Annotated in this window: 23 protein-coding genes; 11 read left to right on the top strand and 12 right to left on the bottom strand. The window is 73.8% G+C overall.

Annotation, left to right across the window (positions count from 1 at the left end; translation table 11 throughout):
* Positions 1-214 precede the first annotated feature (214 nt).
* Together ABZ854_RS15145 and ABZ854_RS15140 are read left to right on the top strand one after the other, a co-directional pair.
* On the top strand, positions 215-1,039 hold the full coding sequence (locus tag ABZ854_RS15145; protein ID WP_361209841.1) for a DeoR/GlpR family DNA-binding transcription regulator: 825 nt from the start codon (positions 215-217) through the stop codon (positions 1,037-1,039).
* A gap of 91 nt (positions 1,040-1,130) precedes the next feature.
* On the top strand, positions 1,131-1,595 hold the full coding sequence (locus tag ABZ854_RS15140; protein ID WP_361209838.1) for an SRPBCC family protein: 465 nt from the start codon (positions 1,131-1,133) through the stop codon (positions 1,593-1,595).
* Positions 1,596-1,609: 14 nt separating this feature from the next.
* On the opposite strand, the gene ABZ854_RS15135 is transcribed toward ABZ854_RS15140, so the two are convergent.
* Entirely contained in the window at positions 1,610-2,734 is a 1,125-nt protein-coding gene (locus tag ABZ854_RS15135) for a PLP-dependent cysteine synthase family protein (RefSeq protein WP_361209835.1), read from the bottom strand.
* Between the two features lie 306 nt (positions 2,735-3,040).
* On the opposite strand from ABZ854_RS15135, the gene ABZ854_RS15130 reads away from it, so the two are divergent.
* Together ABZ854_RS15130 and ABZ854_RS15125 are read left to right on the top strand one after the other, a co-directional pair.
* Positions 3,041-3,364, top strand: a complete 324-nt coding sequence (locus ABZ854_RS15130; protein WP_129311036.1) for a hypothetical protein — start codon at positions 3,041-3,043, stop codon at positions 3,362-3,364.
* A gap of 205 nt (positions 3,365-3,569) precedes the next feature.
* Positions 3,570-4,154, top strand: a complete 585-nt coding sequence (locus tag ABZ854_RS15125; RefSeq protein ID WP_361209832.1) for an ATP-binding protein — start codon at positions 3,570-3,572, stop codon at positions 4,152-4,154.
* A gap of 126 nt (positions 4,155-4,280) precedes the next feature.
* On the opposite strand, the gene ABZ854_RS15120 is transcribed toward ABZ854_RS15125, so the two are convergent.
* Genes ABZ854_RS15120 through ABZ854_RS15110 form a run of 3 tightly spaced genes read right to left on the bottom strand, consistent with a single transcriptional unit; the run spans position 4,281 to position 7,875 of the window.
* The gene (locus tag ABZ854_RS15120) at positions 4,281-6,842 is read right to left on the bottom strand and encodes an FtsX-like permease family protein (protein ID WP_361209829.1); all 2,562 of its coding nucleotides are present in this window, start codon (positions 6,840-6,842) and stop codon (positions 4,281-4,283) included.
* Positions 6,839-7,588 (bottom strand): ABC transporter ATP-binding protein, encoded by a 750-nt coding sequence (locus ABZ854_RS15115; RefSeq protein WP_361209826.1) that lies wholly within the window; start codon positions 7,586-7,588, stop codon positions 6,839-6,841. Before ABZ854_RS15115 ends, ABZ854_RS15120 begins: the two co-directional genes overlap by 4 nt.
* The gene (locus tag ABZ854_RS15110; protein WP_361209823.1) at positions 7,585-7,875 is read right to left on the bottom strand and encodes an SHOCT domain-containing protein; all 291 of its coding nucleotides are present in this window, start codon (positions 7,873-7,875) and stop codon (positions 7,585-7,587) included. Before ABZ854_RS15110 ends, ABZ854_RS15115 begins: the two co-directional genes overlap by 4 nt.
* Positions 7,876-8,055: 180 nt before the next feature.
* On the opposite strand from ABZ854_RS15110, the gene ABZ854_RS15105 reads away from it, so the two are divergent.
* From ABZ854_RS15105 to ABZ854_RS15095, 3 genes are read left to right on the top strand one after another with little or no spacing between them, the layout of a single operon-like run.
* Entirely contained in the window at positions 8,056-8,631 is a 576-nt protein-coding gene (locus tag ABZ854_RS15105; RefSeq protein WP_361209820.1) for a TetR/AcrR family transcriptional regulator, read from the top strand.
* A gap of 32 nt (positions 8,632-8,663) precedes the next feature.
* On the top strand, positions 8,664-9,248 hold the full coding sequence (locus ABZ854_RS15100) for a DUF4865 family protein (protein ID WP_361209818.1): 585 nt from the start codon (positions 8,664-8,666) through the stop codon (positions 9,246-9,248).
* Entirely contained in the window at positions 9,245-10,153 is a 909-nt protein-coding gene (locus ABZ854_RS15095; protein ID WP_361209815.1) for a phosphotriesterase, read from the top strand. The genes ABZ854_RS15100 and ABZ854_RS15095 overlap by 4 nt, the downstream gene beginning before the upstream one ends.
* Before the next feature lie 148 nt (positions 10,154-10,301).
* Here the strand turns inward: ABZ854_RS15095 and ABZ854_RS15090 are convergent, their stop codons facing one another.
* Complete coding sequence (locus ABZ854_RS15090) at positions 10,302-11,540, bottom strand: ROK family protein (protein WP_361209812.1); 1,239 nt, start codon at positions 11,538-11,540, stop codon at positions 10,302-10,304.
* Between the two features lie 46 nt (positions 11,541-11,586).
* Positions 11,587-12,240: an alpha-ketoglutarate-dependent dioxygenase AlkB gene (locus ABZ854_RS15085; protein WP_361209809.1), complete on the bottom strand. Its 654-nt coding sequence runs from the start codon at positions 12,238-12,240 to the stop codon at positions 11,587-11,589.
* Between the two features lie 82 nt (positions 12,241-12,322).
* Here ABZ854_RS15085 and ABZ854_RS15080 point away from each other — a divergent pair, with 82 nt between their 5' ends.
* Positions 12,323-13,459: a methyltransferase gene (locus ABZ854_RS15080; protein ID WP_361210050.1), complete on the top strand. Its 1,137-nt coding sequence runs from the start codon at positions 12,323-12,325 to the stop codon at positions 13,457-13,459.
* On the opposite strand, the gene ABZ854_RS15075 is transcribed toward ABZ854_RS15080, so the two are convergent.
* Positions 13,446-14,303 (bottom strand): class II fructose-bisphosphate aldolase, encoded by an 858-nt coding sequence (locus ABZ854_RS15075; protein WP_361209806.1) that lies wholly within the window; start codon positions 14,301-14,303, stop codon positions 13,446-13,448. The genes ABZ854_RS15080 and ABZ854_RS15075 overlap by 14 nt on opposite strands.
* 22 nt (positions 14,304-14,325) lie before the next feature.
* Positions 14,326-15,207, bottom strand: a complete 882-nt coding sequence (locus tag ABZ854_RS15070) for a sugar isomerase (protein ID WP_361209803.1) — start codon at positions 15,205-15,207, stop codon at positions 14,326-14,328.
* A 119-nt stretch (positions 15,208-15,326) separates the two neighbouring features.
* Between ABZ854_RS15070 and ABZ854_RS15065 the strand changes: the two genes are divergently transcribed.
* The gene (locus tag ABZ854_RS15065; protein WP_361209800.1) at positions 15,327-16,133 is read left to right on the top strand and encodes a DeoR/GlpR family DNA-binding transcription regulator; all 807 of its coding nucleotides are present in this window, start codon (positions 15,327-15,329) and stop codon (positions 16,131-16,133) included.
* Positions 16,134-16,172: 39 nt separating this feature from the next.
* Here the strand turns inward: ABZ854_RS15065 and ABZ854_RS15060 are convergent, their stop codons facing one another.
* Complete coding sequence (locus tag ABZ854_RS15060) at positions 16,173-16,568, bottom strand: luciferase family protein (RefSeq protein ID WP_164992450.1); 396 nt, start codon at positions 16,566-16,568, stop codon at positions 16,173-16,175.
* A 224-nt stretch (positions 16,569-16,792) separates the two neighbouring features.
* On the opposite strand from ABZ854_RS15060, the gene ABZ854_RS15055 reads away from it, so the two are divergent.
* The gene (locus tag ABZ854_RS15055) at positions 16,793-17,983 is read left to right on the top strand and encodes an MFS transporter (protein WP_361210048.1); all 1,191 of its coding nucleotides are present in this window, start codon (positions 16,793-16,795) and stop codon (positions 17,981-17,983) included.
* Between the two features lie 455 nt (positions 17,984-18,438).
* A complete protein-coding gene (locus ABZ854_RS15050) occupies positions 18,439-19,179 on the top strand; it encodes a maleylpyruvate isomerase family mycothiol-dependent enzyme (RefSeq protein ID WP_361209796.1) in 741 nt (246 codons plus the stop codon).
* Between the two features lie 19 nt (positions 19,180-19,198).
* On the opposite strand, the gene ABZ854_RS15045 is transcribed toward ABZ854_RS15050, so the two are convergent.
* From ABZ854_RS15045 to ABZ854_RS15035, 3 genes are read right to left on the bottom strand one after another with little or no spacing between them, the layout of a single operon-like run.
* The gene (locus ABZ854_RS15045) at positions 19,199-20,200 is read right to left on the bottom strand and encodes a GNAT family N-acetyltransferase (protein WP_361209793.1); all 1,002 of its coding nucleotides are present in this window, start codon (positions 20,198-20,200) and stop codon (positions 19,199-19,201) included.
* A complete protein-coding gene (locus tag ABZ854_RS15040; RefSeq protein ID WP_361209790.1) occupies positions 20,197-21,576 on the bottom strand; it encodes an MFS transporter in 1,380 nt (459 codons plus the stop codon). The genes ABZ854_RS15045 and ABZ854_RS15040 overlap by 4 nt, the downstream gene beginning before the upstream one ends.
* A complete protein-coding gene (locus ABZ854_RS15035) occupies positions 21,573-22,829 on the bottom strand; it encodes an ATP-grasp domain-containing protein (protein ID WP_361209787.1) in 1,257 nt (418 codons plus the stop codon). The genes ABZ854_RS15040 and ABZ854_RS15035 overlap by 4 nt, the downstream gene beginning before the upstream one ends.

Below are 22,829 nucleotides of genomic sequence, written 5' to 3'. Positions count from 1 at the left end.
GCAGCTGCCGGCGCGGAATCTCCCCGATCCGGGTGACACCGGCCGGGCGCGTCGCGGGGCGACTGGCACGATCACCTCGTGCCGAGTAATGGCGCAACCGGGTCCCCCACGTGAAAAGATGGGACGCCCCCACACCGGGGACGGCCGAACACCCTGGTCGCGGCAGGTGTGACGGGTGTGTCGGACGGCTGGCGGCGAAAGGACCGGAGCGTACGTGAGCGAGAATCAGAACCTCCTCGCGGAGCAGCGCCGCGCCCTGATCCTGGACGAGGTCCGGCGCCGGGGCGGTGTGCGGGTCAACGAACTGACCCGCAAGCTCGGTGTGTCGGACATGACCGTGCGCCGCGATCTGGACGCGCTCGCCCGCCAGGGTGTGCTGGAGAAGGTGCACGGCGGCGCGGTGCCGGTGGTCGAGGCGAGCACGCACGAGCCGGGGTTCGAGGCCAAGTCGGGTCTGGAGCTGACCGCCAAGGAGGACATCGCGCGCTCCGCCGCCCGGCTGGTCGGCCCGGGGACGGCGATCGCCCTGTCCGGCGGTACGACGACGTACGCGCTGGCGCAGCACCTGCTGGAGGTGCCCGAGCTGACCGTGGTGACGAACTCGGTGCGGGTGGCGGACGTCTTCCACGCGGCGCAGCGCACCTCGGGGCAGCGGCAGGGCGCGGCGACGGTGGTGCTGACCGGCGGGGTGCGCACGCCGTCCGACTCGCTGGTGGGACCGGTCGCCGACCAGGCGATCGGCTCTCTCCACTTCGATCTGCTCTTCCTCGGCGTGCACGGCATATCGCTGGAGGCGGGCCTGTCCACGCCGAACCTCGCGGAGGCCGAGACCAACCGGCGGCTGGTGCAGTCGGCGCGGCGGGTCGTGGTGGTCGCCGACCACACCAAGTGGGGCACGGTGGGCCTGAGTTCGTTCGCCGCCCTGGAGCAGGTGGACACGCTGGTCACCGACGCCGGGCTGCCGGGCGAGGCGCGGGCGGAGATCTCCGAGCACCTGCGGCTCGTGGTGGCGGGCGAGACCGAGGACGACGACATCTGACGGTCTGTCAGCTACCCTGAGGCGCGTCGTTTCCCGTTCCTGCCGAGGGACTCGGGCGGTTCAAGGGACTTCACAGGGGGTGTCGTCGTTCATGGCTCGTCGTCTGCGTCCGGTGGGGATCGGCTTCGTCGGGACCGCGCCGGTACGGCTCGTGTTCACCCGAAACGTCGCCGCCGCCCCCGAGGTGGTGTTCCGCGCGCTCGCCGAGGACGTGTCCGGCTGGCCGGAGTGGTTCTCGGCGGTCACCTCGGCCCGTCCGACCGAGGGCGGACGCGAGGTCCGGCTGCGGGGCGGCACCCGCTTCGAGGAGTCGGTGCTGGTGGCGAAGGCACCGGAGGTGTACGCGTACCGCGTCGACGTGACCAACGCGCCGGGGGCCCGAGCGTGGGTCGAGGAGTGGCACCTCACCCCGGCCGCCGGCGGGACCCGGATCCGGATGACCTTCGCCCTGGACGGGACCGCCGCGTTCCGTCTCCTGTGGCGCCTGGTCCGTCCGGGCGTCGGCCGCGCCTTCCAGGACGCCGCCCGCGCCCTGGAGCGCCGGCTCGCCGGTTAGGTTCCGGCCGGTCGTCAGTCCGGCCAGCTGCCCGTGGCCAGCAGGGTGTCGATGGCGGTGGTGTACGGCGTGATGTCGAGGCCCTGTTCGGCCAGCCACGCGTCCGAGTAGTACTTGTCGAGGTAGCGGTCGCCGGGGTCGCACAGCAGGGTGACCACGCTGCCGGGGCGGCCCTGGGCGACCATCTCGGAGACGATCTTCAGCGCGCTCCACAGGCCGGTGCCGGTGGATCCGCCCGCCTTGCGGCCGATGGCCCGCTCCAGGGCGCGCACGGCGGCGACGCTGGCCGCGTCCGGCACCTTCATCATGCGGTCGATGGCGCCGGGCACGAAGCTCGGCTCCATGCGCGGGCGGCCGATGCCCTCGATGCGCGAGCCGCAGTCGCAGCCGACGTCCGGATCGCCGGTGGTCCAGCCCTCGAAGAAGCAGGAGTTCTCCGGGTCGGCGACGCAGACGAGCGTGTCGTACTGCATGTAGTGGACGTAGCGGGCGAGGGTCGCGGAGGTGCCGCCGGTGCCCGCTGTGGCGACGATCCAGGCGGGCTCGGGATACCGCTCCAGCTCCAGCTGCCGGAAGATCGACTCGGCGATGTTGTTGTTGCCGCGCCAGTCGGTCGCCCGTTCGGCGTAGGTGAACTGGTCCATGTAGTGGCCGCCGGTCTCCACCGCGAGGCGGGCGGACTCCTCGTACATCTTCCGGGAGTCGTCCACGAAGTGGCACCGGCCGCCGTGGAACTCGATCAGACGGCACTTCTCGGCGCTCGTCGTGCGCGGCATCACCGCGATGAACGGCACGCCGATCAGCTTGGCGAAGTAGGCCTCGGAGACGGCCGTGGAACCGCTGGACGCCTCGATCACCGGCCGGTCCGGCCGGATCCAGCCATTGCAGAGGCCGTAGAGGAACAGCGAGCGGGCGAGGCGGTGCTTGAGGCTTCCGGTCGGGTGCGTCGACTCGTCCTTCAGGTACAGGTCGATGCCCCACTGCTCGGGCAGGGGGAAGCGCAGCAGGTGGGTGTCCGCCGAGCGGTTGGCGTCGGCCTGAACCTTGCGGACGGCTTCTTTCAGCCAGGCGCGGTAGGCGACGTCGCTGCGGTCGACGTCGAGGGTGTCGCCGGTGCGGATCTGGGGGACGGTGCTCACGGCGGTGCTCCTTAGGGTGGTCGCCGACGGCGCTGCGCGCGGCCGACACCTCGATCATAAGCACCCTTCGCACCACTTCCCACCTGCATAAACGCATCTTTGAGCCACCCCAAGGCCCGCCTGGGGCACTGGCGTACGAAAGATTCGGGGGCGCATTCGGCCAAGTGCTCCGGGCGCTCGTCGCACCTGCCCCGCGCGTACTGGTGCAGCACGCCGCATCGGAGCAGACTGCTCCGGGCGGGACGGTCGTCCCGTACGGGGCGCACACTGGATCACGCAGGGAGACGCGCGAGGGGGCGGCGAGGAATGGCGGAGCCGGAGTTCACGGCCATGGGCGTGCGGATCGGCAAACGGCTGCGTTCGCTCACCCGGGCCGGACAGGTCCGGATCAACGACGGCAGGCTGGAGTTGCTCACCAGCTACGGCAGCGAGATCGACAGCGCGCCCGTACAGGCGGTGCGCGCGTCCAAACCGTGGTTCGCGGCGGACGACCGCGCACTGGCCGACCTCAACGGCAAGCGGTACCTGCTGACCCTGGGCGATCACGACCCCGCTCCGGGCGAGCCGGGGCCGCCCGCCGCGCGGCGGTTCATCGAGGCGGTGCGCCGGGCCGCCGGACGCGGCGGCTGAGCGGCCGCCGTCGTGGCGAGTTGCGGGAGAGCGTGCGCTACGTCACGCTGGTCTCACGTCACTCTGGGTTTACCGGCGATAACGCTGCGAACCAGCCCGCCGGCCATGACAGCAGGCGGACGTTTGGACGCAAGCACCCTGCTGGATCCGTTGTTCTCCGTGTTCCTCCGGTTCGTCCGGACCTCTGCATCGGGGAGTCGCAGCCGTGATCAGTCACCCAAGCAGGCACTGCACGGTGGAGCTCCAAGCCCTGCCGTCGCGGATCGGCCAGGTCCGCAGAATCGTATCTGCGCAGTTGCGCTACTGGCATATGGACCCGTTGATAGACCGCGCCGCACTCGGTGTGACCGAGTTGCTCAGCAACGTGCACCGGCACGCCCAGCCGGACAAGTCGTGCACGGTGGAGCTGGAGCTGCGCCCCGACCGGCTCACGGTCTCGGTGCGCGACCACGATCCGCGCCTTCCGGTGGTGGCCGAGGTGTCCGACGCGGCCGACATCGCGCCGATGGCCACCTGCGGGCGGGGGCTGGCGATGGTCGCCGCGATGAGCGAGAGCTGGGGCGCGCGCCCGGACGGCGACAGCGGCAAGACCGTCTGGTTCACCCTGCCGGCCGCACCCGTGGCCCGCAGGCAGCCGGCCGGCGCCCCGCGCCGCACCGACGAGCGGCAGCCCGCCCCGCGCTTCGTCGAGGTCCAGCCGACCCCGGCCCCCGTACCGGCCGCGGCCCCGGCCGTCGCCCACGCCGAGGCCGCGGCCCCCGCGCCCGCCGGGTCGGCCGTTCCGGGCTGAGACCGCCTGCGGGGCTCGGGCGGGTGGCGAGAGGCGCGCCCGACGGGCCGGGCGTCGAGTCCGCCCCACGCCACCCGCCACCCACGCGGTGTTCGCGCGTGTCGTGCGCTGCGGCGCCCGGCGACCTCAGTCCGTGGCGATCGCCCGGAGTACGTCCAACCGGGCCGCCCTGCGGGACGGGCGGAGGGCTGCCAGGGCGCCGGACAGGAGACCGATGAGGGCTACGACGGCGAGGCGCGCCGGGGGCAGTGCGAAGGCGAACGCGGTGTCGCTCGCACCGTCGGAGGCCTGTACCAGCACCCAGCCGAGGAAGGCGCCGAGACCGAGCCCGCCGGCCGTGCCGAACGCGGCGACCAGGACCGACTCCCAGCGGACCATGGCACGGAGCTGGGCGCGGGTCTGGCCGACGGCCCGCAGCAGCCCCAGTTCCCGGGTGCGCTCGTGGACCGCGAGGGTCAGGGTGTTGGCGATGCCGAGCAGGGCGATGACGACCGCGAGGGCGAGCAGCGCGTACACCAGCGTCAGCATCATGTCGATCCCGCCGGCCGAGGACTGCGCGTACTCCTCGCGGGTCTGCACCTCGGGGCTGCCGTAGCGGTCGGCCACCGTGCGTACCGCGGCCTTGCCCGCGTCGGTGCTCACCCCCGGCTTGAAGGTGACGGCGACCAGCCTGTCGGAGTCCTGGGTGCGGTGCGGGGCCCACGCGGCCCGGGTGATGACGTAGTCGCCGGCGAGTTCCGACTGGCCGTAGACCGCCCGGACCGTGAACGCCTCGGTGGTGCCGTCGGTGAAGGTCAGGCGTGCGGTGTCCCCGGTGCGCAGGCCCTGCTTGCCGGCCTCGGCCCGGGTGAGCGCGATGCCGTCGGTGCCGAGGTCGCGCAGGGAGCCGGTGACGGTGCCGAGGTCGAAGGCGCGGGCGAGCGCGGCCGGGTCGGTGACGGTCAGCGCCCTGCCCCGGCCGTCGACCTCCGCGACCCCACGGCCGAGTCCGACGGCGGTACTGACCTGGGGCAGCCGTTGCAGGGCGGGGGCCAGCTCGGGGCTGAGCCCGCTGCCGCCCGCGCCGAAGGACGGGGCGCTGACGGCGACGTCACCCGCGAAGGAGCGGGACACCGTCTGGTCCATGGTGGCCTTCAGCGAGGCACCGAACACGGTGAACAGGGACACGACGGCCACGCCGATCATCAGCGCGCTCGCGGTGGCGGCGGTCCGCCGGGGGCTGCGCAGCGCGTTGCGGCGGGCGAGTCGGCCGGTGACCCCGCGCAGCCGGCCCAGCGGGCTGCCGAGGAGTCGTACGGCGGTGGAGGCGGCGACCGGGCCGAGGACCACGAAGGACGCCAGGGCGAGCAGCGCGCCGAGCGCCGCGAGCCATACCGACGGGGTGACCAGGACGCCGGTGAGAGTCGTCAGCAGGGCTGCCGCCCCGAGGGCCGTGCCGGTGACCGTGCGCCCGCGCGAGGCACCGGAGGAGTCGACGGCCGTCTCACGCAGGGCCGCCAGCGGGGCGGTGCGTCCGGCGCGTACGGCGGGCAGCAGGGCGGAGCCCAGGCAGACGGCCACGCCGACGGCGAGCGGCAGGGTCATGGACATGGCGGTGACGACCAGGGTGCCGTCGGGGAAGGGGAATCCGATCGCGGGGAAGAGCGCCTGGAGGCCGGCGGCGATGCCGATGCCGCCCGCGAGTCCGGCCAGTGAGGCGGCGACGGCCACGACGGCCGCCTCGGCGAGAGCCGCTGCGGACACCTGTCGGCGGGAGGCGCCGAGCGCGCGCAACAGGGCGTTCTCCCGCGCGCGTTGGGCGACGACGATGGCGAACGTGTTGTGGATGGAGAAGGTCGCCACGAGCAGGGCGATGCCGGAGAAGACGAGCAGGAGGGTCGTGAAGAGGGTCAGGAACTGGCTGGAGATCATGTCGGTGTTCTCCTGGGCCGCCTGCTGACCGGTGATCGCCTCGACTCCCCCGGGCAGCACCGGAGTCAGCCGCTTCACCAGGTCCCGCGGGCCGACGCCGGGAACGGCCCGCACCTCGATGCTCGCCGCCTGCCCCGGCCGCGCGGTGAGGTACTTCTCTGCGTCGGCCCGGGTCATGCCGGTGTAGGTCACCTGGGCCATGCCGTCCTGCCCGCCGAAGGTGGCGAGACCGACGATCCTCACCCGTACGGGGTCCGGGGTGCGCAGGGTGGTGGTGTCCCCGATCTTCAGGCCGCCCTTCGCTGCGGCACCCCGGTTGACCACCACTTCGCCGGACCGGGCGGGGGCGCGGCCCTCGGCGAGCCGGTACGGGTTGAGCTGCTTGTCGGTGATCCAGTTGCCCGCGACGGTGGGCGGGCCCTGGCCGCCGACCGGCTTGCCGTCGGAGCCGACGAGTTGGCCCGCGCCCTGGATGTCCGGTGCGACGGCGGCCACGCCCGGGACACCCTCGATGGTCTTCACCAGCGACGTGTCGACGGGCCGTCGTACGCCCTGGGCCTCTCCCGGAGTCGTGATGGCGTCGGCGCCGCGCACGACGACGTCCGTGCCGCTGGTGGCCTCACCGAACATGGTGTCGAAACTGGCGAGCAGCGTGTCGCCCATGACGAGGGTGCCGGCCAGAAAGGCGACGCCCAGGAAGACGGCGAAGAAGGTGCCGGCGAAGCGCCGCCGGTGGGTGCGCAGCGAGGTGAGGCCGATGCGGAGCGAGGAGTTCATGACCGCACCTCGAAGGCTTTCATCCGGTCCAGGACCGTGTCGGCGGTCGGCGACGGCATCCGGTCGACCAGCCGCCCGTCGGCGAGGAAGAGCACCTCGTCCGCGTGCGCGGCGGCTACCGGGTCGTGGGTGACCATGACGACGGTGCGGCCGGTCCGCCGTACGGCCCGGCCGAGGAGGCCGAGGACCTCCTGGCCGGAGCGCGAGTCGAGGTTGCCGGTCGGCTCGTCGGCGAAGACGACGTCGGGGCGGCCGGCGAACGCGCGGGCGACGGCGACGCGTTGCTGCTGGCCGCCCGAGAGTTCGGTGGGCCGGTGGTGCAGCCGGTCGCGCAGCCCGACGACGTCGACGAGCGCGTCGATCCACTCGCGGTCGCCACGCCGGCCGGCCAGGTCCAGCGGCAGGGTGATGTTCTCCTCGACCGTCAGTGTCGGCACCAGGTTGAACGCCTGGAAGACGAAGCCGACCCGGTCGCGGCGCAGCAGGGTCAGCCGGCGGTCGTCGAGCGCGCCCAGTTCGGTGTCACCGATGTAGGCGGCACCCGAGGTGAGCGTGTCGAGGCCGGCGGCGCAGTGCATGAGGGTGGACTTGCCCGAGCCCGAGGGGCCCATGATCGCGGTGAAGCGGCCGGCGGGAAAGTCCACGTCCACGCCGTCCAGGGCGCGTACGGCGGTGTCGCCACCGCCGTACACCTTCACCGCGCCGGCCACGCGGGCGGCCGTCCGCAGCGCGGTCTCCGTGGTCATGCCGCACCGCCCTTGCCGGTGCGGCCGAACTGCTCCTCCAGGACGGACAGCCGGCGCCAGTACTCGTCCTCGTCGATCTCGCCGGAGGCGAACCGGCGGCCGAGGACCGCCAGCGGCGAGTCGCCGGCCGGGCGGCCGCCGTCCACGGTCCGCCAGGGGCCGCCCCGGCCGCGCCGGCCGGTGCGGCGCAGGAGGGTGACGGCGCCGATCACGACGGCCGCCCAGATCAGCGGGAAGAACAGGATCCACGGGCCGGGTCCGCCGTCCCAGTTCGCCAGGGTCTGCATGCCGGTTCATCTCCGTCGTCCGCAGGGTCTTCGGGTATGTCCAGAGGCTCCCTCCGGCAGGGGGTCCGGGTCGTCGTGCGGCCGGCGGCACCGTGCGTACCTCCCGGGGAGTACATGGCTTTGTCCTGGCTGCTCCCAGGGGACTGGCGGATTGTAACTACTAGTATGTACAGTGACGGCATGAGCACCCCGGAACGACTCATCGAGTCCACGCGCGAGCTGCTGTGGGAGCGGGGCTACGTCGGCACGAGCCCCAAGGCCATCCTGGAGCGCGCGGAGGCCGGCCAGGGCAGCATGTACCACCACTTCAAGGGCAAGCCGGATCTGGCGCTGGCGGCGATCCGCCGGACCGCGGAAGAGCTCCGGGCCACGGCGGAGGGAGTTCTGGACGGGCCCGGGACGCCGTACGAGCGGATCGAGGCGTATCTGCTGCGCGAGCGCGACGTGCTGCGCGGCTGCCCGATCGGCCGGCTGACCATGGACCCGGACGTCATCGCCAGCGAAGAGCTGCGGGCACCGGTCGACGAGACGATCGCGGCGATCCGCGAACGGATCGCCGCGATCGTCGAAGAGGGCAAGCGGGAGGGGCAGTTCGCGCCCGATCTGGACGGCGCCCAGATCGGCGCGGCCGTCCTCGCGACCGTCCAGGGCGGCTACGTCCTGGCCCGCGCCGCCGGCTCCCCTGCCGCGTTCGACGCGGGCGTCCGGGGCCTGCTCTCCCTGCTGGCGCCCCGAACCTCCCCGCAGGCGAACTGAGTTGACCGCCCGCCCCGGAGAAAGGCTTCTTCATGCACGCCATGCAGTACGAGTTGACCCTCCCCGCCGACTACGACATGGACATCATCCGGGGCCGGGTCGCCCGGGTCGGGCATCTGCTCGACGACTGGGACGGTCTCGGCTTCAAGACCTACCTGATGCGGGAGCGCGGCAGGCACGGCTCACCGGTGAACCAGTACGCGCCGTTCTACCTGTGGAACACCGTGGAGGGCATGAACCGCTTCCTGTGGGGCGGTGCCTTCCAGGGGCCGGTCGGCGACTTCGGACGGCCCGCGGTGCGGCAGTGGACCGGGCTCGCCCACGAGGAGGGCCGCGGCGCACCCGGCCGCGCGGCGTCCGCCGTACGACGGCGGCAACCGGTGCCGGACGGCGTCGAGTTGGCCGTGCTGATGGAGGAGGCCGTCGCCGAGACACGCCGGCTGGCCGGCGAGGACGGTGCCGTGCTCGCCGCGGCGGCGGTGGATCCGCACCGCTGGGAACTGGTGCACTTCTCCCTCTGGGAGCACGACACTCCCAAGGCCGAGGGTGACCTCTTCGAGGTCCTGCACGTCTCCGCCCCCGGCCGGGACCGCCTGCCGCGCGGCCGGCAGTGGTGACACGCGTCCGTACGGTCCTCGGTGACGTACGGCCCGGGGAGCTGGGCCTGTGCGACGCCCATGATCATCTCTTCCTCAGCAGCGCGCAGTTGCCCGGGCAGGAGCTGAACGACGCCTCGGCCGCGCGGGGCGAGCTGGACGCGTTCCGGAGGGCGGGCGGCGGTGCCGTCGTGCAGTGGACGCCGTACGGGATGGGACGCCGGGCGGCGGACCTGCCGCGGCTGTCCCGGGCCGCCGGGGTGCACGTGGTCTGCGCGACGGGGCTGCACCAGGCAGGTCACTATCCGCCGGAGGTGGTGGAGGGGCTGCGCGGGCGGTTGGCCGGGGTGTTCGTCGCCGAACTGACCGAGGGCATCGGCACGTCCGGCGTACGGGCCGGGCTGATCAAGGTGGCGGGCGGCTTCCACGGCCTCGACGCGCACGCCCGCTGGACGATGGGCGCGGCGGCCGAGGCGCACCGCGCCACCGGCGCTCCGATCGCCGTCCACCTGGAGCTGGGGACCGGCGCCCTGGACGTCCTCGACCTGCTGTGCGGCGAGTTGGGGGTACCGGCGCACCGGGTGATCCTCGGTCACCTCAACCGCTCCCCCGACCTCGTCGTCCAGCGACAGGCAGCCGAGTCGGGCTGCTGGCTGGCGTTCGACGGCCCGTCCCGGGCGAACCACGCCACCGACTGGCGCATGCCGGACGCCGTACGGGCCCTGGCGGAGGCCGGGTTCGGCGACCGGCTCCTGCTCGGCGGGGACACGGTGACCGCCGGTGCCCGCTCGGTCGACGGCGGCCCCGGAATGCCGTACCTGCTGCGCCGGGTGCGACCCAGGCTGGCGGACGCGGTGGGCGCGGAACTGGTGGACCGGATCCTCGGGGTGCATCCGGGGCAGGCGCTCGGGGTGGACTGGGCCTGACGGACCCGAGCCCTCCTCAGGCCGGCGTGCGGACCGGCGCGGCCGACGCCCGGATCTGCTCGGCCGACCTACGATCAGCTCGGCCGACGCGCGGACCAGCGCGCCCCGTCCGCGCTCGGGGGCACGCCCCCAACTTCCACCGGCGCCCTCACCGCAGCGCTCCCAGGGGGTCGTCCAGGACCGGTTGCCAGGCCAGTTCGGCGGCGCCGACCAGGCTGTTGTGGTCCAGGGTGCAGGGCAGGATCGGGACGCCGCCGCTCTGGCCCCAGAGGCTGCGGTCGGCGACGACGGCGCGGAGCCGTTCGGGGTCGGCGTCCAGCAGGGTGCGGTGCAGGCCGCCGAGGATGATGCGGTCGGGGTTGAGGATGTTCACCAGCCCGGCCAGGCCCAGGCCCAGGCGGTCGATGAGGGCCTCGGCGGCGCGCCGGACGGCCGGGTCGGCGTACTGGGTGCGCAGCAGGTCGTTGGCCTGCTGGAGCAGGGACACCTCGGGCCCCGGCGCGCGGCCGGCCTCGATGAGCAGGGCGAGGGGATCGGCTTCGACGTCCAGGCAGCCGCGGCCGCCGCAGTGGCAGGGGCGGCCCTCGGGGTTGACCGTGAGGTGCCCGACCTCCAGGGCGAGGCCCGAACTGCCGGTGTGCAGGCGGCCGTCGAGGACCAGGGCGCCGCCGACGCCGCGGTGCCCGGTGGCCACGCACAGCAGGTCCCTGGCGCCCCGGCCGGCGCCGTGCCGGTGTTCGGCGAGCGCGGCGAGGTTGACGTCGTTGCCCGCGAACGCCGGACCGGCGATCCCGGCGGCGCGCACGCACTCGGCGAAGAGCCGGCGGACCGGGGCGCCCACCGGCCAGGCCAGGTGGAGGGGGTTGAGGGCCAGTCCATCGGGTTCGGCGACGGCGGACGGCACGGCGAGTCCGGCGCCCACGCAGCGCCGGCCGGTCGTGCGCAGCAGGTCGGCGCCCGCCTCGACGACGGAGCCGAGCACCTTCGCCGGGTCGGGTTCGATCGTCTCGGAGCCGGGCGCGGTGGCGACGATCCGGCCGCCGAGACCGACGAGCGCGGCCCGGAACCCGTCGGCGTGGACCTGGGCGGCGAGCGCGACCGGACCGTCCTCGGCGACCTCCAGCCGGTGCGAGGGGCGGCCCTGCGAGCCGGCCGCGGCGCCCGGCCGGGCGTCCACGCGGATCAGGCCGAGCGCCTCGAGTTCGGCGGCGACCGCCCCGGCCGTCGCCCGGGTCACTCCGAGTTCGGCGGTGAGCACGGCCCGGGTCGGCGCCCGCCCGGTGTGCACCAGCTCCAGCGCGGGTCCGAGTGCCCCGCGCCCGCGGTCCAGCCGCCCCCTCGACGTGGTCCCTTCCCCCGCCGTCCGGGGGTCCGCCTTGCCGCTCATGGAGGCGAGTCTGTCATGATCCGCAAACCCCGGTGGCCGTGCGGGGCTACAACCCGCTCACCCGGAGGGTGATGTTCAGCCGTCCCGTGAGGCCCAGCGCGGGCGGTGCGGTGCCCGGGAGCACGCGCGGCACCCCGTGGTACGCGAGCCGGGCCGGGCCGCCGAAGACGAACAGGTCGCCGCTGCGCAGCTCCACGTCCCTGTACGGCCTCGTCCGCGTGCGTGTGTTGCCGAAGCGGAACACGCAGGTGTCGCCGAGGCTGACGGACACCACGGGGGCGTCGGACTCCTCGTCGCTGTCGCGGTGCATGCCCATGCGGGCGTCGCCGTCGTAGAAGTTGATCAGCGCGATGTCGTACGGCTCCGACGGCAGCGCCTCGGGGCCGAGCGCGTCGGCCACCGCGCGGCGGCCGAGTTCGCCGAGCCAGGCCGGGAAGGGCTTGACGGGGGCGCCGTCGCCGTCGACGGCCGTGCGCGCGTAGCCGTACGGGTACCAGTGCCGGCCGAGGCAGACCTGGCGGGCGGTCATGGTGCCACCACCGGGTGTGCGGACCGTGCGCAGGCCGGCCGGGGGCCGTGCCCACTCCCGGCACGCGCCGAGCAGGTCGGTCTGTCGCTCCGCGGCAAGCCAGTCCGGGACGTGCACGGCACCGGCCGCGACCCTGATCCGCGTCCGGGGGAACAGCTCACCGTCGTCCATGCCTCCATCGTCCCCGACGCCGGGGCGGCCGGGCGGGGCTGAGCTGCGGCTCGGCTAGCCTGGACGCACGATGAACGACCGTATGACGACGCCCTGGGGCGAGTACGAGCTGGCCCGGTTTCCCGCGGATCCGAAGGACCGGCTGCGCGCCTGGGATGCCTCCGACGCGTATCTGCTGGGGCACCTCGCCGAGGAGGGCGTGCCGCTGTCGGGGGCGGTCGTGGTGGTCGGCGACCGCTGGGGTGCGCTGGTCACGGCGCTCGCGGCGCACCGGCCGTACCAGGTCACCGACTCCTTCCTGGGCCAGGAGGCGACGCGGGCGAACCTGGCGCGGGCCGGTGCCGAGCCCGGTACGGTGCGGCTGCTGACCACGCAGGATCCGCCGCCGGAGCGGGTGGACGTCCTGCTGGTGCGGGTGCCGAAGAGCCTGGCGCTGCTGGAGGACCAGTTGCTGCGGCTGGCGCCCGCCGTGCACGCGGGAACGGTGGTGATCGGCACCGGGATGGTGAAGGAGATCCACACCTCCACGCTCCAGCTGTTCGAGCGGATCCTCGGTCCGACCCGCACCTCCCTGGCCCGGCAGAAGGCCCGGCTGATCTTCTGCACCCCGGATCCGTCGCCGGAGCGGCCCGCGAATCCGTGGCCGTACACGTACCGTCTCCCGGAGGGGATCGGACCGGCGTCCGGGCGTACGGTCGTGAACCACGCGGGGGTGTTCTGTGCCGACCGGCTCGACATCGGCACCCGGTTCTTCCTCCAGCACCTGCCGGCCGGCCCGGGTGCCGGCCGGGTGGTGGACCTGGGGTGCGGGAACGGGGTCGTGGGTACGGCGATGGCGCTGGCCGACCCGGGCGCCGAGGTGCTGTTCGTCGACGAGTCCTTCCAGGCGGTGGCTTCGGCGGAGGCGACGTACAAGGCGAACGGGGTGCCGGGGCACGCCGAGTTCCGGGTCGGGGACGGGCTGGCCGGCGTGGCGCCGGGCAGTGCGGACCTGGTGCTGAACAACCCGCCGTTCCACTCCCACCAGGCGACGACGGACGCGGCGGCGTGGCGGATGTTCACGGGCGCGCGGCGCGCGCTGCGGCCCGGCGGCGAGCTGTGGGTGATCGGCAACCGGCACCTGGGCTACCACGTCAAGCTGAGGCGGCTGTTCGGCAACAGCGAACTGGTCGCGAGCGACCGGAAGTTCGTCGTACTGCGGGCGGTCAAGGGGCGGTAGTCAGGACGCCGATGATCCGGGTCACCTCCTGGGCCATCGCCTCGCGGCCCACGCTGAGGTACTTGCGGGAGTCGACGGCCTGGGGGTGGGCGGCGAGGAACGTGCGGATGGCGCTGGTCATGGCCACGTTCAGGGCGGTGCCGACGTTGACCTTGGCGATGCCGTCGGCGACGGCGGCGACCAGGCCGTCGTCCGGTACCCCGGAGGAGCCGTGCAGGACGAGCGGGACGCCCAGGGCGGCGGAGAGCCGCCTCAGGAGCACGTGGTCGAGGGCCGCGCTGCGGGTGGTCATGGCGTGCACGCTGCCGATGGCCACGGCCAGGGCGTCGACGCCGGTGCGGGCGACGAAGTCCCGCCCCTGGTCGGGGTCGGTACGGGCGCCGGGCGCGTGGGCGTCGAGCGGGGGGCTGCCGTCCTTGCCGCCGACCTGCCCCAACTCGGCCTCGATCCACAGGCCTTGGCTGTGCGCCCAGTCGGTGGCCGCCCGGGTGGCGGCGAGGTTCTCGGCGTACGGCAGGCGGGCCGCGTCGTACATGACCGAGCTGAACCCGGCGCCGGGCGCCTGGCGCAGCAGGTCGTCGCTCTGCACATGGTCGAGGTGCAGCGCGACGGCCACGTCGGCCCGTTCGGCGGCGGCGACGGCGGCACGGGCCAGGGGCGCCAGCCGGCCGTAGCGGAACTTGACGGCGTTCTCGCTGACCTGGAGGACCACGGGGGCGCCGGCGGCCTCCGCGCCGGCGATGACGGCCTCGACGTGTTCCAGGGTGATGATGTTGAAGGCGGCGACGGCGGAGCGGGCCTCGGCGGCCCGGGTGATCAGCTCGCCGGTGGTCGCTAGGGGCACGGCTGGTTCCCTTCGGGGCGGGTCACGGGGCGAGGATCACCGAGCGGGTGAGGTGGCGGGGGCGGTCCGGGTCGAGGCCGCGGGCGGCGGCCACCGCGACCGCGAGCCGCTGGACGCGGACGAGTTCGGCGAGCGGGTCGAGCGTGCCCTCGACCCACAGCGCGCCGGTGTCGCGGACCTGCTGGGCGAGTCCGTCGGGTGCCTCGCCGAGCATCCAGGTCGCGGTGGACCGGGTGGTGACGCTGATCGGGCCGTGCCGGTACTCCATGGCCGGGTACGCCTCGGTCCAGGACAGCGAGGCCTCACGCATCTTCAGGCCGGCCTCGCTGGCCAGCCCGACCGTCCATCCGCGGCCGAGGAAGCTGAACTGCGTGCGGCCGACGAGCCCTTCGGGCAGCGGCTTCGACAGGGCCGTACGGCAGTCGGCGACGACGGAGTCGGTGTGCAGGCCGAGGTGCGCGCGGAGCAGGGTGAGGGCGGTGGTGGCGAACCGGGTCTGCACGACGGAGCGTTCGTCGGCGAAGTCCAGCACGACGAGGTCGTCGGCGGCGGCCCGGACGGGGGTGTCCGGGTCCGCGGTGACCGCCGTGGTCCGGGTGGTGCCCTGCAACCGGCCGAGCAGGTCCAGGACTTCGGTGGTGGTGCCGGAGCGGGTGAGGGCGACGACCCGGTCGTAGCGCCGTCCGCAGGGGAACTCGGAGGCGGCGAACGCGTCGGTCTCGCCCTGCCCGGCGGTCTCGCGCAGGACGGCCGCGGACTGCGCCATGAAGTAGGACGTACCGCACCCGACGATCGCGACCCGCTCCCCCGCGGCGGGCAGCGCGCCGGCGTGGCCTGCCGCCTCCTGGGCGGCACGCGTCCAGCACTCGGGCTGGCTGTTCAGTTCGTCCTCGACGTACGTCATCCCACTCTCCCCATGTTGATTATTCCTGCAAGATATAGCGAACTTTCGAGCATAATCAAGCAAGCGGCTCCGGGGGTGTGGTGCGCTAGGGTCGCCGCACGGGGAGACGGAGGTGGCGGATGTCCCGGGACGCGCGGTGGAAGGCGCTGCTGGAACTGCTCGTCGAGCGCGGCCGGCTGGACGTCGAGGAGGCGGCGGCCGGGCTGTCGGTGTCGGCGGCGACCATCCGCCGGGACCTCGACCGGCTGGCCGAGCAGCAGATGCTGGTGCGCACGCGGGGCGGCGCGGTGGTGCACGGGGTGTCGTACGAACTGCCCCTGCGCTACAAGACGGCCCGCCGGGCATCCGAGAAGCAGCGGATCGCCGAGGCGGTGGCGGACCTCGTCGCGCCGGGCGAGACCGTGGGGCTGACCGGGGGCACGACCACCACGGAGGTGGCCCGCGCCCTCGCCGTGCGCGGGGATCTGGGCACCGGCACGGCTCGCGGCGACCTCGGGACCGGTGCGCCCGCGCTGACGATCGTCACCAACGCGCTCAACATCGCCAACGAGCTGGCCGTACGCCCCCAGTTCAAGATCGTGCTCACGGGCGGGGTCGCGCGTCCGCAGTCCTACGAGCTGATCGGTCCGCTCGCGGACGGGGTGCTCGGCCAGATCACGCTCGACGTGGCGGTGCTCGGCGTCGTCGGCTTCGACGCGATCCACGGCGCGGCGGCACACGACGAGGCGGAGGCGGCGATCAACCGACTGCTGTGCGACCGTGCCGCGCGCGTGGTGGTCGCGGCCGACTCCAGCAAGCTGGGGCAGCGCGCGTTCGCCCGGATCTGCGCGACGGACGCCGTGGACACGCTCGTCACGGACGCGGCGGTGCGGCCGGAGACGGTCCGCGCCTTCGAGGAGGCGGGCCTCCGGGTCCTCACGGTGTGAGCGGTCCTCTACGACGGCGCGCCACATCCCGACGGGGTGTCAGAACCCGCTGTGCTCCGCCGTCACGAAGCCCGCGCCGCGCTGGTCGTTGCAGCCGGCGGCCGGTCCGCCGGCCGGGTCGGGCCAGCTCAGCCGGGCCTGGAGCGCCACGCTCATCAGGGTCAGCAGCAGATCGACGTCGCTCGCGGCGTCGAGCCGCAGCGTCACCCACTGCGACCCCGGCACGATCCGGATCGCGCCCGCGCCCCTGAGATCCTCGGCGAACCGCCGGATGGCCCGGTGCGTCAGCCGCAGATCGACATCGCGGCCGGAGTGGAAATGCACTATCTCACCGTCGGCCGAGCGCAGCGCCTGTCCCAGGCCACAGCTCGGGACGGCCTGTCGCAGGTCCGGCCAGGTCGCCAGTTGCGCGAACGCGCGCGAGGCCAACGTCATGCGCCCATCATGGACCGCTCATCCGCCCGCAACCAGCAGGTGAGCAAGGATTAACCGAGCTTTGCACGCGGTGGACCGCTAAGCCGCCGCACGCTGCCACGCACCGTGCGGCCGCGGTCACCGGGTGCCTACCGGGGACCCGTGGGAACCCCCTTGCCTCACCTTCCGGCGCCGCCTACGCTCCTTTTGTGCCGCAAATAAACAAAACCCGATCGCACAGCGTCGTGCCGGGCAACGGCCTCACCCGGCTACGGGCGGCGATCACCGCCTTCTTCGCCCTGGACGGCTTCGTCTTCGCGGGCTGGGTCGTCCGCATCCCCGACATCAAACAGCAGACGCACGCATCCGCCGGCACGCTCGGGCTCGCCCTGCTGGGCGTCTCGGCGGGCGCCGTGCTCACCATGACGCTGACCGGACGGCTGTGCCGCCGCTACGGCAGCCATCCGGTCACCGTGGCGTGGATGACCGTCCTCGCGCTCAGCGTGGCGCTGCCTCCGCTCACCCGCTCCGCACCGGCGCTCGGCGGTGTGCTGCTGCTCTTCGGAGCGGCCTACGGCGGCGTCAACGTGGCGTTCAACAGCGCCGCCGTGGATCTGATCGCCGCGCTGCGCAGGCCCGTCATGCCGAGCTTCCACGCGGCGTTCAGCCTCGGCGGGATGCTCGGCGCGGGCGTCGGCGGGCTCGTCGCGGGAACCCTCTCCCCGGCCCGGCACCTGCTGGCCTTGACGGTCGTCGCCCTGCTGGTCACAGCCGTCGCCGGCCGCACGCTGCTACGGCAGGAGGCCCCGGCCGCGCCGGACCGGCGGGCCCCGTCGAGCCGACCGGGCGGGCCGGCCCCTGTGAGCGGTCCGGGGCGCCCCGGGGGCAGTCGGACCCGCGGCGTGGTCGCCGTCCTCGGCCTGGTCGCCCTGTGCACGGCCTACGGCGAGGGCGCCATGGCCGACTGGGGCGCCCTGCACCTCCAGCAGGACCTGGGCGCGTCGCCGGGTCTCGCGGCGGCCGGGTACTCCTGCTTCGCGCTCGCCATGACGATCGGCCGGCTGAGCGGCACGAGCCTGCTGGAACGCCTGGGCCGGACCCGGACGGTGGTCGCCGGCGGCACCACGGCGACGGCGGGCATGCTGCTCGGCTCCCTCGCTCCCTCCGTGTGGGTGGCGCTGGCGGGCTTCGCCGTCACGGGACTCGGACTCGCGAACCTGTTCCCGGTCGCCGTGGAACGGGCCGGCGTGCTGGCCGGTCCGTCCGGCGTCGCGGTCGCGTCCACGTTCGGCTACGGGGGCATGCTCCTGGGACCCCCGGCGATCGGCTTCATGGCCGACTGGCTCTCCCTCCCCGCGGCGCTCACCAGCGTCGCCGCACTGGCCGGCACGGCCGCACTGATCGGGGCGTCGACGCGCAGGACGCTGGGTGCCTGAGGCACGGCCCGCCCAAGGCTTGGCCCGCCTGAGGCACGGCCCGGCGGATCCGGGACCGGGACTGTACGCCACGGCTGGGGGTGGTGCGGTTGTGCCTGACGTGCGACCCGTGCGGGGCTGGGCGCGCAGTTCCCCGCGCCCCTGGGGGGTGGTGCGGTTGTTTGTCAGGTGCGGGCTGTGGGTGACCGCTCGGACCGTTCACCGCGCCCATCGCGCCGTCGTTGGGGTGCGGCAGCACCGGCCCGCTGGGGGCGCCCCTTAGGGGCGCGGGGAACTGCGCGAGCAACCACGACGGGCCCGAGGGTCGTGCCGCGGGGGGGGGCACCGAACCGCGCTACCTGGCACGCGGATACGAACTGCGCCCCATCGTGAGCCGGCACGCGCCGCACCATGGCCGGCGGGGCTCCCTTACATCGAATCGTCCTCAGGCCCGCTCGTCCGGCAGACTCTGCTCCATGGAGACCGCTGAGTTCCTCAAGACGCTGGATCAGGAAGGGCGGTTGCTGGGCGGAGCCGCCGAGGAGGCGGGGACCGGGGCCGAGGTCCCGACGTGCCCGGGATGGCGGGTGCGGGATCTGCTCAGGCACACGGGCGCGGTGCACCGGTGGGCCACCGACCTCGTCGCCGAGGGGCACACGGCGCCCCGCCCGGCCGGTGACCTCCCGGACCTGGACGGCGCCGACCTGATCGGCTGGTACCGGGACGGTCACCGCCGGCTGGTCGACACGCTGGCCGCCGCACCGGCCGACCTGGACTGCTGGACCTTCCATCCGGCGCCCTGCCCCTCGCCGCTGACGTTCTGGACCCGGCGTCAGGCGCACGAGACCACCGTCCACCGGTACGACGCCGAGGCCGCGCGGGGCGACACACCGGCCCCTGTCGCTACCGACTTCGCGGCCGACGGCATCGACGAGTTGCTGCGCGGCTTCCACGCCCGCCCCAGGAGCCGGGTCCGGACAAAGACGCCGCGCGTGCTGCGCGTCCGCGCGACCGATGCGGGTCCGGACGCGGTGTGGACCGTACGCTTGTCGGCCGAGCCGCCGGTGACCTCGCGGGACGCGTCCGAGGAGGCAGAGGCCGAACTGTCCGGACCGGCGGACCAGTTGTACCTGGCTCTGTGGAACAGGGCGACGGTGCCCCAGGTGACCGGTGACCGCGCGCTGGCCGACCTGTGGCGGGAGACCTCGCAGATCTAGCGTCCCGCTCTCGCTGCCCTCAAGCCCCTTCCACCGCCCACAGCGGGGAAATCACCGCTCCCCGGAGGGCCTTGGCCCGGAGGGACTCCATGCCGACGTGGAGTGCGGTCGCGCCGTGGGCGTAGACGTGCTCGATGGGAAGGTAGTAGACCAGGTTGAAGTACTCGTGCGCGGCGCGCAGCCGGGCGTAGTCGTAGCCGGTGGCCCGGAGCCAGACGGTGTCCGCGTGGCGGTAGAAGAGGCTGAAGGCGACCATGTGCGTGTCGGCGTGGGCGGCGAGGACGATCCCGCTGTCGGCCATGCCGTCCGCCTGGTCGCGCAGCAGCCGGGCCATGGCGTCGGGGTCGGCCGCGTGGCCGTGACGCGCCTGGAGTCGGGCGAGGAGCGAGCCGGCCGCATCGGCGCACTCGGACAGTCGCAGGGTGCGCAGCTCGTACCCGGCTTCCTCGAAGGCCCGGCGTTCGCGGCGGACGGCGACGCGCCGCTTGGAGGGCAGGCCCGCGAGGTAGTCGTCGAACGTGGTGCCGGGCAGCGGGATGCGCGCGTCGTGGCCCACCTGTACGGGCTCGGTGCCGCACACGTCGGCGAGTTCGCTGGCGGCCGGGTCGGTGACGTACAGCCACCAGGGCCGCGCCCCGTGGGCGGCGGCGAGCGAACCGGCGGCTGCCACCAGCCGGTGCAGCGCCGCGCGCCGTCGGCCGGGACTGAGACCGGGATGCAGGAGCGGGCCGTTGAGGTAGCCGCGGCGGGCCCCCGCGAGCAGGGTCCTGGCCGGCGCGCGGTCGGCGACGAGTTCGTGCACCCGGTACAGGTCGTTGGGTTCCGTGTCCACGACGTACATCGGCGCCGCGGCGACCAGCCGGCCCTCGTCGCGGACGAGGGCGTAGCGGACCTGGGCGGTGGGATCCCGCTGCTGGGCGGCGAGCCACTGGTGGGAGAGGTAGAGACCGGCGGGGGTGTCCAGGGCTTCCCACTCCGCGGCGGGGACGTCTCCGATGTCGTGGACGCAGGTGAGGTTCACGGCTGGGGTTCCTCCGGGTCGGGTGGGGCGAGGGCGCGGGCGGCGGGGACCGCGAGCACGCTGAGGAGGGCGAGGAGCAGCCAGGGCAGGGCGGGCTGCCGGCTCAGCAGCGCGGTGAGGACGACGGGAGCGGCGGCGCCGCCGATGGACCAGGACAGCTGGAAGGCGGCCTGGTGCCGGCCGTTGCCCCGGGCGGGAGCGCAGGCGACGGAGAGTTCGTTGAGCGCGGGGGAGCTGAGGATCTCGGAGAGGGTGAACAGCAGCATCGCCGCCGCGAGGACGGCCGCCACGGCCCAGGCGGGCGCGCCCGTCCAGGCGAGGGGTGCGGCGAACAGGCCGAAGGAGCCGACGGCGACGAGGAACCCGCCGGCGATCGCGCGGTCCGGGCCGTGCCGTGCCGAGCGCCGGGTGATGGCCGGGGTGAGGACGGCGACGGCGACCGTGTTGACGACCAGGAGGGTGCCGGGGATCCAGGCGCCCGCGTGCAGGGTGTCGGTGACGTACACGGCGAGCAGGACCGGGGGGACCATCTGCGCGAGGACGAAGGCCAGGTTGGCCGCGACGAGCAGCAAGTAGCGGCCGTCCCGCGCCACGTCCTTCCAGGTCCCCCGCCGTACGGCCCCGCCCCCGTCGTCGGCGGGGCCGGTGGTGTCCGGCCTGGCTGAGCCCCTCGCGGGCTTCCAGGTGAGGTACAACAGCGCCGCGCACAGGAACGTCCCCGCGTTCACGGCGATGAGGGCGGACAGGCTGTCCGGTCCGAACACGGCGAGGGCGAGCGCGGACGCGGCCGCGCCGGCGCCGATGCCGAGGTTGCGGAGGGACGAGATGAACCCGAACCACAGGCGCTCCTCGCCGGGCACGCAGGCCAGGGGGACCAGATTACGGGCGGCGGTCCAGTACAGGTTGATACCGGCCTGCACCACGAAGTAGGCGAGGCTGATCTGCCACGCCGGGCGCACCGCGAGGAACGCCGCGAATCCGGCGGCGCAGACGAGGTTGGCGAGCGCGACGACCTTCTTCGGGCCGAGGCGGTCGAGGAGGACGCCGCCGAGTGCCGGGGCGGGCAGCGCGAGGAGGTTCCCCACGGTGAGGGCCGCCCCGATCCGGTCGAGGGGGAGGTGGGTGGTGTGGGTGAGGTAGACGACGGTGAAGGCGAAGACGAGCCCGGTGCCGAGGCTGTCGACCGCGTGGGCGGCGACGAGGCGGCCCGCTCCGGTGAGGTCGGGCAGCCCGGCCCGCGCCCGCCGTCCCCGGCGGCCGTCCGGGAGTGGGGCACGGCGACGGTCACGGCGGCCCTCCGGGCGTACGGCTCGGCGACGGCCACGGTCCGGTGGCTCGCTGTGGCGCGCCGGGCGCCTGCCCGCGGGGATGCTCACCGGGCCGCGCGGGTCAGGAGGCGGCGGATCTTGTCGAGCATGGGAGCCGGGATGAAGCCGGTCTGCGCGCACAGCTCGGTGAGTTCCTTGAGCACCCGGCGCTCGTCGCCCGGTTCCACGGTGAACGTGAGGATGCCGCCGTGGTCGTGGCCGTCGATGACCAGGTCGTGGCAGGTGACTAGGTCGACGCGGGCGCCGAGTTCGTCGAGGAGGGTGGGGGTGGGGTTCGCGGTCAGGCATTCGACGGCGAGGCGCTCGGCCGGCGCCTCGGTGCGGGTGGGCCAGGTGCCGTCGAGGATGGCGAGGAGGGCGACGAAGGTGTTGAGTCCGCTGGCGGCGATGGACAGCGTGGTGGCGCCACCGATCCTGGGGTTGATCTCCAGGACGTGGTACTCGCCGTCGGCGTGGATCATGTCGACGTTGACCGACCCCTCGACGCCGAGTTCCGTGCACAGGTCCACCAGGCGCCGGGCGGTGGGCGCGAAGTCGTCGCCCTGGGTGGGGTCGACGTATCGCAGGTCCTCGAAGGTGAAGGCGGGAGGGCCGCCCGCGGTGCCGGTCCAGACGAGGGGCATGACCGTGTACTGGCCTCCGGCGCCGACGATGTCGACCGAGCAGAGCCGTCCGGTGACGCACTTCTCCAGGACGGCGTGCGCCGCCGGACGGGCGGCCAGGTAGCGGTCGAGGGAGGCCGGATCGGGGAGGAACTCGATGCCCATGCTGGTGGAGTCCCACAGCGGCTTCGCCAGGAGGGGATGGCCCAGGTCGTGGGCGGCGAGGCGGACGGCGTCCGGGTAGGCCGGGACGGGCAGCGCCCGGCCGTTGAGGAGGTCACTGTCGACCAGGACGCCGGGCGGGGTGAGGAGGCCGTGCGCGTTCAGGACCCGTTTGGTCTCCCATTTGTCGCACAGGACGCGCGTCGCGGCGAGGGGCGTCATGACGGTGCGGACACCGTCGGCTTCCAGCTTGGCCTTGACGACCGCGTCGCGCAGGGCGTTCTCGTCCGGCAGCGAGATGGACACGGCGGCGTCCGCTCCCCAGGCGCGCACGCGCGCGACGAACTCGTCCGGGGCCGCGGCGGGGTCGAGCCGCTCGATCGTCCCCGGGAACAGCCGGGGATCGCAGTCGCAGTCGGCGTGGGTGTGGAAGAGGCGGGCCTCGGCGCCGAGCGCCGTCAGTACGGGGGCGATGCCATGGATGTACGGGTCGGCCCGCTTGATGTGGGCGGACCGGAGGAAGGCGATGCGCTGCAT

The sequence above is a fragment of the Streptomyces sp. NPDC047028 genome, assembly GCF_040644095.1.
Classification (GTDB): Bacteria; Actinomycetota; Actinomycetes; order Streptomycetales; family Streptomycetaceae; genus Streptomyces.
This window is presented reverse-complemented; position numbering and strand designations above follow the sequence as displayed.

Excerpts from the sequence above, each read along its gene's own strand:
- ABZ854_RS15070 (WP_361209803.1), bottom strand. The coding sequence starts at position 15,207 with ATGACGTACGTCGAGGACGAACTGAACAGCCAGCCCGAGTGCTGGACG.
- ABZ854_RS15065 (WP_361209800.1), top strand. The coding sequence starts at position 15,327 with ATGTCCCGGGACGCGCGGTGGAAGGCGCTGCTGGAACTGCTCGTCGAG.
- ABZ854_RS15100 (WP_361209818.1), top strand. The coding sequence starts at position 8,664 with ATGCACGCCATGCAGTACGAGTTGACCCTCCCCGCCGACTACGACATG.
- ABZ854_RS15050 (WP_361209796.1), top strand. The coding sequence starts at position 18,439 with ATGGAGACCGCTGAGTTCCTCAAGACGCTGGATCAGGAAGGGCGGTTG.
- ABZ854_RS15035 (WP_361209787.1), bottom strand. The coding sequence starts at position 22,829 with ATGCAGCGCATCGCCTTCCTCCGGTCCGCCCACATCAAGCGGGCCGAC.
- ABZ854_RS15060 (WP_164992450.1), bottom strand. The coding sequence starts at position 16,568 with ATGACGTTGGCCTCGCGCGCGTTCGCGCAACTGGCGACCTGGCCGGAC.
- ABZ854_RS15115 (WP_361209826.1), bottom strand. The coding sequence starts at position 7,588 with ATGACCACGGAGACCGCGCTGCGGACGGCCGCCCGCGTGGCCGGCGCG.
- ABZ854_RS15110 (WP_361209823.1), bottom strand. The coding sequence starts at position 7,875 with ATGCAGACCCTGGCGAACTGGGACGGCGGACCCGGCCCGTGGATCCTG.
- ABZ854_RS15080 (WP_361210050.1), top strand. The coding sequence starts at position 12,323 with ATGACGACGCCCTGGGGCGAGTACGAGCTGGCCCGGTTTCCCGCGGAT.
- ABZ854_RS15130 (WP_129311036.1), top strand. The coding sequence starts at position 3,041 with ATGGCGGAGCCGGAGTTCACGGCCATGGGCGTGCGGATCGGCAAACGG.
- ABZ854_RS15140 (WP_361209838.1), top strand. The coding sequence starts at position 1,131 with ATGGCTCGTCGTCTGCGTCCGGTGGGGATCGGCTTCGTCGGGACCGCG.
- ABZ854_RS15090 (WP_361209812.1), bottom strand. The coding sequence starts at position 11,540 with ATGAGCGGCAAGGCGGACCCCCGGACGGCGGGGGAAGGGACCACGTCG.
- ABZ854_RS15120 (WP_361209829.1), bottom strand. The coding sequence starts at position 6,842 with ATGAACTCCTCGCTCCGCATCGGCCTCACCTCGCTGCGCACCCACCGG.
- ABZ854_RS15085 (WP_361209809.1), bottom strand. The coding sequence starts at position 12,240 with ATGGACGACGGTGAGCTGTTCCCCCGGACGCGGATCAGGGTCGCGGCC.
- ABZ854_RS15105 (WP_361209820.1), top strand. The coding sequence starts at position 8,056 with ATGAGCACCCCGGAACGACTCATCGAGTCCACGCGCGAGCTGCTGTGG.